This is a genomic window from Streptococcus infantis (genome assembly GCF_047465035.1).
Lineage (GTDB): Bacteria > Bacillota > Bacilli > Lactobacillales > Streptococcaceae > Streptococcus > Streptococcus infantis_T.
The window spans coordinates 1-11342 of sequence record NZ_JASHAQ010000031.1 but is presented as its reverse complement, the minus strand read 5'-3'; the positions used below and the strand labels follow the sequence as shown (position 1 = coordinate 11342).

Below are 11342 nucleotides of genomic sequence, written 5' to 3'. Positions count from 1 at the left end.
GTTTTAGGAACTTTGACAACTTTAAGAAACGAATTTTCATCGCTCTTAATATAAAAATAGAGAGGACAACGATTGTCCTCTCCAGATGTTAGCTTTTTATTCAACCCACTACAGTTGACAGAGAGCCATATTAAAAAGCATCTCAAAAAGGTATTGCCAAGTTGCAATACTTTTTTCGAGGCTCTTTTGTCCTGTCCTTGTTTCAATTGACTATAATAGCTGACTATTTCATCATGAAAATTTGAACAATCATGATGATATAGATGAGCAGTGTTAGTAAAAATCCAGCTCGCCAAAAGAATTTAATAAATTTTGGATAATAAAAACTACGTCTTTTGTTTAAGAAGAAAAAGACTAACACAATTGCTAGTATTGATAAGGCCGTTCCCAATACGGGAAGTTGATTATGTATAAACATCTTAGCCGTTATCAAATAATATTCAAAAATTAGAAAAGGAAAAGCTAAATCAGCAGCATTGATGCCCCTTTTCTTTAACTTAAAGAGTCTGCTTAAAATAATCGCCAGAGCTAAGGTTAGTACCAAAAGCAAGATGGAAGCAAGTTTCATTAAAATCATACCATTATTGTATCATAAAATTTTGAGAATAGAAAAGTAAATTCCTTGATTTATTACTGTTTTAGCAAAAAATCATTGGTAAGAAACAGATTTTATAATTCCTGCTTGAACAGAATGAATCATGTTTTCGGTACGATGATAGTTTGAACTCTCAATATAAATCTTTTTTGTTTCATCAATATAAACAGGTGCTAAGTGCTTTAAACTATTAAATTTTTTAAGAAATAAAGCTACTTTTTCTGGGTCTTGTTCATTGATATACTCCCCTTATAGTGGACAGTGAAAAAACAAAATTTCACTAGAAACTACAGGGGGAGTTTTCGTATGTCAAAAAGAGGTCCGAAATCAGTGGAGGAGAAGTTAGAAGTTGTTCATCTTTACCTTAAACAAGGGAAGTCAATATCTATTTTGACCAAAGCATTTGGAGTAAATGGTGACACAATCAGAAATTGGATTCGTAAGTATCAAACAGAGGGTGTCGAAGGGCTCAAGGAGCGTCATAGCTGGAAGAAATATAGTTCAGAGTTAAAAGAAAAGACTGTAACAGATTATCTTGCAGGTAGAGGTAGTTTATCTAGGATCAAATTTTCATTCGTTTCACTTTATCCCTTAAAGGTTACAATGGTTGCGCCAGATCCACCTGCATTTTGTGGTGCATAGCCAAAGCTCTTGACCTGTTTATTTCTTTGTAGGTACTTAGTCACCCCTTCACGGATGACTCCTGTACCGATACCATGGATGATATCTACTTGAGCCATATTGTTGAGTAGGGCTTGGTCTATAAAGGCATCCAAGGCTTCCATAGCTTCCTCGTAGCGTTTGCCACGAAGGTCTAGTCGAGCTTGTGGACCTTTGCCTACTGCACGTTTAACGACGTTAACTTGTTTCTTCTTGACTGGCGCTTCTTTCTGGACTTGAACCAAGTCAAACTCTTTTTCCTCAAGCGTCATCTTAATCAAGCCAACCTGTGCTTCCCAACGTCCATCCTTGAGTTGATTGGTCAAGGTACCTCGTTGACCATAGCTTAAAACGATAATGTCATCCCCAACCTTTGGAGCTCGTTTTTTCTTGGCCTTTTGGAGGACCTTGTTTTTAGAAAGGTCAACTTTTTCAGGAGCTAACTTCTTGAGCTTAGCCTTGGCTTCAATAATCTCATGTGGTTTTAGTTGAGATTTACTGTGAAGATTTTTAAGTATATCATCACTCTCAGCTAGAGCCAAATCAACAATCTCAGCAGCTTGTTCACGCGCCTTATTGAGTTCAGTTTCTTTCTCACGATTGAGCTCGTTATAAAGTTTTTTAAGGGCACGGTTCATCTTGAGGTTTTCTTGCTCGACTTGGCGAATATTTTCAAGACGCTTCCGGCTTTCAAGTGTCTGCTCTTCCAACTGCTCAATGATCCGATTGACATCATTGTCTTGATTAATCTGCTTGCTGGCATCACCTACGATGACATCTGACAAGCCTAGACGTTTAGCAATTTCAAAGGCATTGCTTCGACCTGGAACTCCCTGCATAAAACGATAGGTTGGACGCAGGCTTGCTGTATCAAATTCCATACTTGCATTTTGAACATAGGCCGTTTCAATTCCGTAGGCCTTGAGTTCAGGATAGTGAGTGGTTGCCATAGTTTTGACCTGACGCAGACGTAAGTCTTCTAGAATAGACATGGCAAGAGCAGCCCCTTCTTGGGGATCTGTACCTGCTCCAAGCTCATCTAGTAGCAAGAGCGAGTTTTGATTGACTTTACCAAGAATATCTACGATATTGGTCATATGACTAGAGAAGGTTGAGAGACTTTGTTCGATGGACTGTTCGTCTCCGATATCTGCGAAAATCTCCTCGAAAATCCCTACACGACTGCCCTTATCGGCTAGAATTGGCAGTCCAGACTGGGCCATCAATTGCGTCAAACCTAAGGTCTTTAGCATGATAGTCTTACCACCCGTATTTGGACCAGTGATGACGATAGCTGTTAATTCTTTGCCGAAGTGCACATCATTTGCGACTGCATTTTTTACAAGAGGATGACGAACGTGCAGCAGTTGAATCTCCTGTCCCTCAGACACTTGAGGTACTACTGCCTCCGTCTCTTGGATAAAGCGAACCTTAGCACGAATCAGGTCCAAATGTCCGATAATCCAAGCATCATTTGCAATTTCTGCCGCGTGCGGTCTTACTCTTTCAGAGAGTTCTTGGAGGATACGCATCATCTCATAGCGTTCGTCTGCACGAAGACTTGCAATCTCCTCACTTAGCTTGACCACTTCACGTGGTTCGATATAAACAGTGTTCCCACTGGCAGAAATATCATGAACGACACCGGCAATCTTGTTACGATAGGTATTTTTAACTGGAAGAACCTGGCGACCATTTCGACTAGTGATGATACCTTCCGTCAACATCTGGGCCTTTTGTTTGAGAAGATCTTGCAAGACATCTCTGACTTGACTTTCACTATCATGGATTTTACGGCGGATTCGTGCCAAGTCCTCACTAGCAAAGTTCTCAATAAATCCAGCTTCGTTGATGGCTTGTAAATTCCCCTGCAAATGTGGAAAATCATGAAGTTTCTCAAACCAGTTAGCTAGATGCTCTAAACGTACATTTTCAAGATTGTCATAGAAATTCTTTAATTCACGACTAGCAAAAATGACGCGTTTGAGAAGGAGAAATTCCTCGATGTTGAGATCTGCTCCCATTTCTAAACGTTTGCAGGTTGCAGCAATGTCTTTTGTTCCCGAGATACTGAGGTGAGGATGCTCAACAAAGAGCTCTTGCATTTCTTCCATCTCTGCAAAAGCTTGCTTAATCTTATCCCCTTTATCTGTCGGAACTAGATCCTTTAATTGTTCTAATCCTTGTTCCGTCAAAAGATGGGGCTCAAATAAAGCCTTGACCTTATTAAATTCTAATGTTTCTAGTATTTTTTTATTCATTTTCTTTTCCTTAGTTATAAGCCTAAAAACCCTGTATTCAAGTTCTCAAGCTTTCTTAAAAGTCTCCTTAACTTTTGGAATTGTAAACAAAAGGCTAGGAATAATTCCCGCCCTTTTTATCCGATTAGTTTGGTTACCCAGAGTTGTTTAATCAAGTCAGTAGTCACTGGAATACTTTGAATCATATGTTTGGCTACTAGACTATTTTCAAGTGAATTTTGAACGATTGCTAGGGGCACAGTCGCAAGGATGGTCAGCATCATTTGAAGGACAAATAAGGTCACTCCGACTGATAAGACTCCTGCACCGATGCGAAAATATTTGCCACCTAACTTTTTGGTTGGTACTAGGTTAAAAAAGAGTCCAATCAAACGACCGATGCAGTAAAATACGGTAAAGGCTAAGAGATAGCCAATACCTGCGTAAAAGACCTTGTCCAATTGGAAGAGCTGGTCAGATGGGAAGAAAAAGGTACCCTGCCCTTCCTGGGGATTGGCATACGGAATCAACAAATGAAATTTTTCTCCCAATGACTGATAAAAATTCCCCGCAAAATAAGCTGAGACGATTGTAGCTAGGAGATAATAGACTTGTAGGACCAAGCCTCTGCGATAGCCGATATAAAAACTCCAAGCCAGAACCAATAAAAGAAAGATGGAAATCATAGTGAGTCCTCAATCTTGCTATGCTCTTGTTTAGTCGCTACAACTTGATGACGAAGGGCGTCTAATTCTTGCTCCTTATCATCAAATTCAATCTCACGGCTGAGTTGGGTTGACAAGCTATTGACTGCTAATAAAATAGCGATTGTCTCATCATCCGCTCCAGGCATTTGCTCTTTAATTGCTTCATATTTTTCTGTTGCGACCTTGGCAATTTCCTCCATAAAGAGGTTGTCATGCTCAGTTGTTAGGGTCAATGTTTTTTTTCCGAATGTAAACTTGTATCGATTTAAATTTGCCATAAAATTCACCTCACGATATTATACCAAATTTCACTAAGTTTGTCAGTTTTTACCAATTCTACAGCTTTTATGGTACAATAAGAACTATGGCAAGTATTACATTAACCCCTATTGAAAAGGAAATCCAAACCTTTGTTCAGCAATATGAACAAGCACTGACTCCTAGTAAAAATCCTTATATTCGCTACTTTTTGAAGCTTCCGCAGGCAAGTGTTTCCATCTACACTTCTGGAAAAGTCTTGCTTCAGGGAGAAATGGCTGAAAACTATGCCAGTTTTTTTGGTTATCAAGTCAGTCAAGGAACTAGCGGACAAAATTTCCCCTTGATTGGAACAGATGAGGTGGGAAATGGTTCCTACTTCGGTGGTCTAGCTGTAGTAGCATCCTTTGTGACTCCTGACCAGCATGACTTCCTACGAAAACTAGGTGTTGGGGATTCTAAGACTCTGACAGACCAAAAGATTCGTCAGCTTGCTCCCCTGCTTAAGGAGAGAATCCAGCACCAAGCGCTACTTCTTTCTCCCAGTAAGTATAATGAAGTCATTGGGGAGCGCTACAATGCCGTTTCCGTAAAGGTAGCCCTGCACAATCAAGCAATTTTTCTCCTCCTCCAAAAGGGAGTCCAGCCAGAAAAGATTGTGATCGATGCTTTTACGAGTGCTCAAAACTATGAGAAGTACTTAAAAAAGGAAGCCAATCATTTTTCTAATCCAGTCAGTCTGGAGGAAAAAGCCGAAGGTAAGTACTTGGCTGTCGCAGTAAGTTCTATCATTGCGCGTGATCTATTTCTGGAAAATTTAGAAAATCTGGGTGGAGAACTTGGCTACCAACTTCCAAGCGGGGCTGGGACAGCTTCTGATAAGGTAGCTAGCCAAATCCTTCAAGCTTATGGTATGCAGGGACTTAACTTCTGCGCCAAACTTCATTTTAAAAATACTGAAAAAGCAAAAAAACTGCTAGAAAGGTAAATTATGAAATATTTTAAATCGTTTTTAAAAGAGTGGAGTTTTATCCTCATTATCACTCTTATCGCCCTTAGTCGTCTCTTTCTCTGGAGGAATGTCAGTGTAGAAGGACATTCAATGGATCCTACCTTGGCAGATGGAGAAGTCCTCTTTGTGGTTAAACATCTCCCAATCAATCGTTTTGATATTGTGGTTGCTCATGAAGACGATGGGAACAAGGATATCGTTAAACGGGTCATTGGTATGCCAGGAGATACTATCCGTTACGAAAGCGACAAGCTCTATATCAATGGTCAAGAAACTGATGAGCCCTATTTAGCAGAATACCTTAAGCGTTTCAAGGAAGATAAACTCCAAAGCACTTATACTGGAACTGGTTGGGATGGTAAAAAGGGAGAATACTTTAGAACCATTGCCCAAAAGGCTCAAGCCTTTACCCTAGATGTTAATTACAACACTAGCTTCACCTTCACTGTTCCAGAAGGAGAATACCTCCTACTTGGTGATGACCGTCTGGTATCTAGCGACAGTCGACATGTTGGTACCTTTAAGGCAAAAGATATCACTGGTGAAGCCAAATTCCGCTTTTGGCCACTCAAGCGTATCGGAACATTTTAAAAACTAGGAAGAGGCCGAGAATTATCCATCTCAGCCTCTTCTCATTCTATTTTGACTAAATCTGGGATAAATTTTCTCAGACACTATTGTAAGGAATTTTATGGAAGTTTATTTTTCAGGCACCATTGAACGCATTATTTTTGAAAATGTCAGCAATTTTTTCCGTATTTTACTCCTAGATATTGAGGATACCAATGCTGAAGACTTTGATGATTATGAAATCATTGTCACAGGTACCATGGCTGATATCATTGAAGGAGAGGAATACACCTTTTGGGGACAAATTGTCCAACACTCTAAGTATGGGGAACAGCTACAAATGACTCGCTATGAGAGAGCCAAGCCGACTAGTAAGGGCTTGGTCAAGTATTTCTCCAGCAGCCATTTTAAGGGGATTGGACTCAAAACAGCCCAGAAAATTGTGGATATTTACGGAGATAACACTATCGACAAAATCTTAGAAAATCCAGACAAACTCCAGTCTATCTCTGGACTCTCTGCTAAAAACCGTGAAGCCTTCGTCTCAACCCTTCGTCTTAATTACGGAACAGAGATGGTCTTAGCCAAACTGGCTAATTACGGCATCCCAAATAAACTAGCCTTCCAGATTCAAGACTTTTACAAGGAAGAAACGCTAGAGATTGTCGAGAACTATCCCTATCAACTGGTCGAGGATATCAAGGGCTTGGGATTTACCATCGCTGACCAATTGGCCCAAGAATTGGGGATTGAGAGCCAGGCTCCCGAGCGCTTCCGTGCTGGTCTCGTCCATACTCTCTTTCAAGGTTGCATGGAAACGGGAGATACCTATATGGAAGCTAGAGACTTGTTGGAGCAAACCCTCAACCTTCTTGAATCCTCTCGTCCAGTCGAACTAGAGCCGAGTCAAGTTGCCCAAGAACTTGCTTATCTGATTGAAGAAGATAAGGTCCAGCAGATTGATACCAAAATCTTTGATAATAGCCTCTTTTTTGCAGAAGAGGGGATTCGCAGCCATCTCATCAGAATCCTCGAAAAAGGGCAGAGTAAAAAACAGGATCTAGAAACCATTCAAGAACATATCGCAACTGTTGAGGAAGAACTGGGGATTGAGTATGATAGTATTCAAAAACAGGCTATCTGCGATGCTATCCAGAACAAGGTCTTTATCCTTACAGGTGGACCTGGTACAGGTAAGACTACTGTTATCAACGGCATTATCGCTGTCTATGCTCTCTTAGAAGGACTAGATCTCAAGAAAAAGAGCAATCTGCCCATTCTCCTAGCCGCTCCCACCGGTCGCGCAGCCCGTCGTATGAATGAGCTGACAGGACTACCAAGTGCAACTATTCACCGCCACTTGGGTATGACTGGAGACGACGATACCAGCCATCTGGAAGATTATCTGGATGCTGACTTTATCATTGTTGACGAGTTTTCGATGGTAGATACTTGGCTGGCCAACCAGCTCTTCTCCAACATCTCTTCAAACAGTAAAATTCTCATCGTGGGTGATAGCGACCAGCTGCCATCGGTTAGTCCTGGTCAAGTCTTGGCTGACTTGCTCCAGATTTCAAGTATCCCTCAAACACGGTTAGAAAGAATCTACCGTCAGAGCGAAGAATCTACCATCGTCACTCTTGCCAGTCAGATTCGCCAGGGAATATTACCTGCAGATTTTACCCAGAAAAAAGCAGACCGCTCCTACTTTGAAATCGCTAGTAACCATATCCCCGCTAGCATTGAAAAAATCCTAGGTGCTGCTATCAGAAGTGGCATTCCTGCTCGCGACATTCAAGTTCTTGCCCCTATGTACCGTGGAACTGCTGGTATTGATGCCATCAACCAGCTCATGCAAGACCTCCTTAATCCTCCACAAAAAGAGCAGCTTAGCTTTGAAGCTCCTCAGTGTCACTATCGAACAGGAGATAAGGTTATCCACCTAGTTAACGATGCAGAGGTCAATGTTTTTAATGGAGACTTAGGCTACATCACGGACCTCATTCCTGGAAAATACACTGAATCTAAACAAGATGAAATGATGATTGATTTTGATGGGAACGAGGTTTCCTATCCTCGAAATGAATGGTACAAGATTCGTTTAGCCTATGCCATGAGTATCCACAAGTCTCAGGGTAGCGAGTTTCCCGTCGTTATTCTACCTATCACCAGTTCAAGCAAGCGCATGTTAGAGCGTAATCTCATCTACACTGCTATCACTCGGGCCAAAAGTAAACTGATTTTACTAGGCGAAATACAGGCCTTTGACTATGCAGTTCAACATATCGGAACAGCTCGTAAGACCTATCTGATTGAACGTTTCGCTGACCTAATGGAGAATGCCGAGGAAACAAACCAACTTGCTACCGATATTACAACTTCAACAGATTCTGAACAATCCTACATCCTAACCGAGGACAACTGGTCTAATATTCCAGCCATGATTGGGATTAGCCAAGAAGACCTGCAGGAATTTTTCGGAAAATAAAGTACAAGAAAACCCACCGAATCAGGTGGGCTTTTATCTTGTAAAGATTATTTTACTGTTGCAGTGCTTGTGATCAATTCAACAGCTTTTTTCACTGCGATATCGTGTTTCAACATTTCAGCCGAAAGCAAGCTTTGTACTTGTGCAACTTCCATGTTGTAGTCTGCAGCCAATTGCTCGATTTCTTTTTGGATTTCTTCTTCTGAAGCGTCAAATCCTTCAGCTTTCGCAACTGCTTCGATAACAAGGTTAGTCTTCGTACGTGACTCAGCTTCAGCTTCGTATTGTTTGTGAAGGTCTTCTTGAGTAGTTCCAGTGATTTGGAAGTACATGTCAGGGTTGATACCTTGACGTTGCAAGTTTCCAAGGAATTCATTTACTGAACGGTGAACTTCTTCGTGGATCATTTCTTCTGGAAGTTCTACGATTTCAGCATTTTCAACTGCTTTATCGATTGCTGCACCTTCAACTGCATCCTTGTATGCTTCTTCTTTAGCAGCAGCCAATTCGTTGCGGTATTTTTCTTTCAATTCAGCAAGTGTTTCAACTTCTTCGTCGATGTCTTTTGCAAGTTCATCGTCAAGAGCTGGAACTTCTTTAGCTTTTACTTCGTGGATAGTTGTTACGAATTTAGCTTCTTTACCAGCAAGGTCTTCTGCTTGATAGTCTTCTGGGAATGTTACGATAACGTCAACAGTTTCACCAGCTGAGTGACCTACCAATTGGTCTTCGAAACCAGGGATGAATTGACCTGAACCAAGTCCAAGTGAGAAGTTTTCACCTTTTCCACCGTCAAATTCAACACCGTCAATAGAACCAACAAAGTCGATAACAACAGTGTCGCCGTTTTCAGCAGCAGCTTCTTTGATCACCAATTCAGCCAAGTTGTTGCGTTCGCGTTCGATACGCTCTTCAACGTCAGCATCTGTTACTTCTTTTTCTACATCAACTGATACTTCAAGGTTTTTGTAGTCACCCAATTTAACTTCTGGTTTTGTAACAACTTCAGCAGTGACAACCCAGTCTTGACCTTTTTCCATTGAAGTTACGTCAATTTTTGGTTGTGCAACTACTTCAAGACCAGCTTCTTTTACAGCTGCTTCATAAGCGTTTGGCAAAAGAGCGTTCATAACGTCTTGGTAAAGTGACTCTTCACCAAATTTTTGGTCGAAGATAGGACGTGGAAGATGACCTTTACGGAAACCAGGAACGTTAAGAGATTTCTTTACTGAGTTAAATACACGATCCAATTCTGGTTTGATTTGGTCTTGAGAGATAGTGAAAGTCAAGACACCACGGTTTGTTTCTTTGTTTTCAAATGATACAGACATTCTGTCATTTCTCCTTAAAATTTTTTTAAATACAGTCTATTATAACATTTTCCATTGATAAAAGCTAGACTAATGCTGATAAATCTGGCTAAAACACATTTTTTATAATTTTCTATCTTAGTCTACTCAGGAAAATTTAGTAAATTTTTGACATTCTAGAGTTAGTTTTTAGCTAGTATTTCCAAGTATTATTATTTTAATTTTGAATATTCTTTGAGAGTATATTTTCAATTGCATAAAGTATTCCACATAAAAATTTAAGTTTGATTCATTTTGAGAATTACACATACAAAAATTATCTCTATAAAGTATTGTAAGGTAATATTGAATACCAAATTTGATAACTAAAAAGAAGACAAACATTCTTAAAATGTTTGTCCTCTTAATGCTATAGACTCTATCATCTAGTCCGAAGTAATTTCAATAGGATTAAATTTTTATTTTAATCTTCTTTTTTCTTACGAACTACAAGTCCAAATCCACTCATTACTCCAAGAAGTCCAAGTGCTGCTAAGCTAGTATGATCTTCAGTACCAGTATTTGGCAACTGAGGAGTATTTTCTTTAGCAGAGGTTGGTTTCTCTGGAGTCACTGGTTTCTCTGGAGTTACTGGTTTCTCTGGAGTTACTGGTTTCTCTGGAGTCACTGGTTTCTCTGGAGTTACTGGTTTCTCTGGAGTTACTGGTACGTAAATGATTGGAGTATCATCACCTGGATTTGTTGGAAGGTTTGGAAGCTCCTTACCTGGTTCTACTGGTTGACCTGGTTTGCTTGGATCTTTTGGATCTGGCAAGTATGGTTTGTAGCCTGGTACGTCTGGAACAACTGGTTGACCTGGTTTACCTGGATCTGTTGGATCATTTGGATACTTCACTTTTGGTGTTGATGGGAAGTTTGGATCGTCTGGTATTCCTGGTTTTGGAACCAAGTTTCCAAGTGGTTTGTAGGTTACTGTATCTGTTGCTTCAGGATTTTCTGGAGTAACTGTCTTACCACCAGCTTCTGTCTTATCAGCGTAGTAACCTGGAATTACTGGTACAGATACCTTACCATAAATATGGCTCTTCTCAGTCCATGTTGTAGTTCCAGAAGCTTTGTTTTCTTTACCAGTAAATGTAAAGTCATCTTGGACATTGTCTCCTGGAGTCTTATCGCCTGCTCCTTCAAACTTAACTGTTTGTTTAGTTGGTTTTGTCACATCATTTACGATTGGAACGTAGATGATTGGGGTGTCATCACCTGGGTTTTCAGGAGTGATTGGTTTTCCTGGTTCTACTGGTTTACCTGGTTTGCTTGGATCTTTTGGATCTGGCAAGTATGGTTTGTAGCCTGGTACGTCTGGAACAACTGGTTGACCTGGTTTACCTGGATCTGTTGGATCATTTGGATACTTCACTTTTGGTGTTGATGGGAAGTTTGGATCGTCTGGTGTTCCTGGTTTTGGAACCAAGTTTCCAAGTGGTTTGTAGGTTACTGTATCT

The 11342-nt window shown here is 40.4% G+C and carries 10 protein-coding genes and 1 pseudogene; 5 read left to right on the top strand and 6 right to left on the bottom strand.

The annotated features are described in order from the left end of the window. Window positions 1–72: 72 nt before the first annotated feature. Window positions 73–210: pseudogene (locus tag QM406_RS09655) on the top strand (IS630 family transposase); the annotation flags it as partial. 13 nt (window positions 211–223) lie between these two features. Here QM406_RS09655 and QM406_RS09650 read toward each other — a convergent pair. Beyond that, on the bottom strand, window positions 224–577 hold the full coding sequence (locus tag QM406_RS09650; RefSeq protein ID WP_311523753.1) for a DUF3397 domain-containing protein: 354 nt from the start codon (window positions 575–577) through the stop codon (window positions 224–226). Between the two features lie 324 nt (window positions 578–901). Here QM406_RS09650 and QM406_RS09645 point away from each other — a divergent pair, with 324 nt between their 5' ends. Next, the gene (locus QM406_RS09645; RefSeq protein WP_410530119.1) at window positions 902–1237 is read left to right on the top strand and encodes a transposase; all 336 of its coding nucleotides are present in this window, start codon (window positions 902–904) and stop codon (window positions 1235–1237) included. Here QM406_RS09645 and QM406_RS09640 read toward each other — a convergent pair. From QM406_RS09640 to zapA, 3 genes are all read right to left on the bottom strand, one after another. Further along, window positions 1180–3516: an endonuclease MutS2 gene (locus QM406_RS09640; protein WP_414274096.1), complete on the bottom strand. Its 2337-nt coding sequence runs from the start codon at window positions 3514–3516 to the stop codon at window positions 1180–1182. The genes QM406_RS09645 and QM406_RS09640 overlap by 58 nt on opposite strands. A 116-nt stretch (window positions 3517–3632) precedes the next feature. Beyond that, window positions 3633–4181 (bottom strand): CvpA family protein, encoded by a 549-nt coding sequence (locus QM406_RS09635; protein ID WP_075231824.1) that lies wholly within the window; start codon window positions 4179–4181, stop codon window positions 3633–3635. Beyond that, complete coding sequence (gene zapA / locus QM406_RS09630) at window positions 4178–4480, bottom strand: cell division protein ZapA (RefSeq protein ID WP_075229941.1); 303 nt, start codon at window positions 4478–4480, stop codon at window positions 4178–4180. The genes QM406_RS09635 and zapA overlap by 4 nt, the downstream gene beginning before the upstream one ends. An 86-nt stretch (window positions 4481–4566) precedes the next feature. On the opposite strand from zapA, the gene rnhC reads away from it, so the two are divergent. The 3 genes from rnhC to QM406_RS09615 all read left to right on the top strand — a co-directional run bounded on the left by rnhC (window position 4567) and on the right by QM406_RS09615 (window position 8530). Beyond that, window positions 4567–5448: a ribonuclease HIII gene (gene rnhC / locus QM406_RS09625; RefSeq protein ID WP_414274095.1), complete on the top strand. Its 882-nt coding sequence runs from the start codon at window positions 4567–4569 to the stop codon at window positions 5446–5448. Between the two features lie 3 nt (window positions 5449–5451). After that, window positions 5452–6063, top strand: coding sequence for a signal peptidase I (lepB, locus tag QM406_RS09620; RefSeq protein WP_075231822.1), 612 nt, complete (start codon window positions 5452–5454; stop codon window positions 6061–6063). Window positions 6064–6163: 100 nt separating this feature from the next. Continuing rightward, complete coding sequence (locus tag QM406_RS09615) at window positions 6164–8530, top strand: ATP-dependent RecD-like DNA helicase (protein WP_414274094.1); 2367 nt, start codon at window positions 6164–6166, stop codon at window positions 8528–8530. Window positions 8531–8577: 47 nt separating this feature from the next. On the opposite strand, the gene tig is transcribed toward QM406_RS09615, so the two are convergent. Then, a complete protein-coding gene (gene tig, locus QM406_RS09610) occupies window positions 8578–9861 on the bottom strand; it encodes a trigger factor (RefSeq protein ID WP_414274093.1) in 1284 nt (427 codons plus the stop codon). A 442-nt stretch (window positions 9862–10303) separates the two neighbouring features. Next, window positions 10304–11342, bottom strand: a 1039-nt coding sequence (locus QM406_RS09605) for an LPXTG cell wall anchor domain-containing protein (protein WP_414274092.1), incomplete at its 5' end; no start/stop codon positions are given.

Excerpts from the sequence above, each read along its gene's own strand:
- QM406_RS09650 (WP_311523753.1), bottom strand. The coding sequence starts at position 577 with ATGATTTTAATGAAACTTGCTTCCATCTTGCTTTTGGTACTAACCTTA.
- QM406_RS09645 (WP_410530119.1), top strand. The coding sequence starts at position 902 with ATGTCAAAAAGAGGTCCGAAATCAGTGGAGGAGAAGTTAGAAGTTGTT.
- QM406_RS09640 (WP_414274096.1), bottom strand. The coding sequence starts at position 3,516 with ATGAATAAAAAAATACTAGAAACATTAGAATTTAATAAGGTCAAGGCT.
- QM406_RS09635 (WP_075231824.1), bottom strand. The coding sequence starts at position 4,181 with ATGATTTCCATCTTTCTTTTATTGGTTCTGGCTTGGAGTTTTTATATC.
- zapA (WP_075229941.1), bottom strand. The coding sequence starts at position 4,480 with ATGGCAAATTTAAATCGATACAAGTTTACATTCGGAAAAAAAACATTG.
- rnhC (WP_414274095.1), top strand. The coding sequence starts at position 4,567 with ATGGCAAGTATTACATTAACCCCTATTGAAAAGGAAATCCAAACCTTT.
- lepB (WP_075231822.1), top strand. The coding sequence starts at position 5,452 with ATGAAATATTTTAAATCGTTTTTAAAAGAGTGGAGTTTTATCCTCATT.
- QM406_RS09615 (WP_414274094.1), top strand. The coding sequence starts at position 6,164 with ATGGAAGTTTATTTTTCAGGCACCATTGAACGCATTATTTTTGAAAAT.
- tig (WP_414274093.1), bottom strand. The coding sequence starts at position 9,861 with ATGTCTGTATCATTTGAAAACAAAGAAACAAACCGTGGTGTCTTGACT.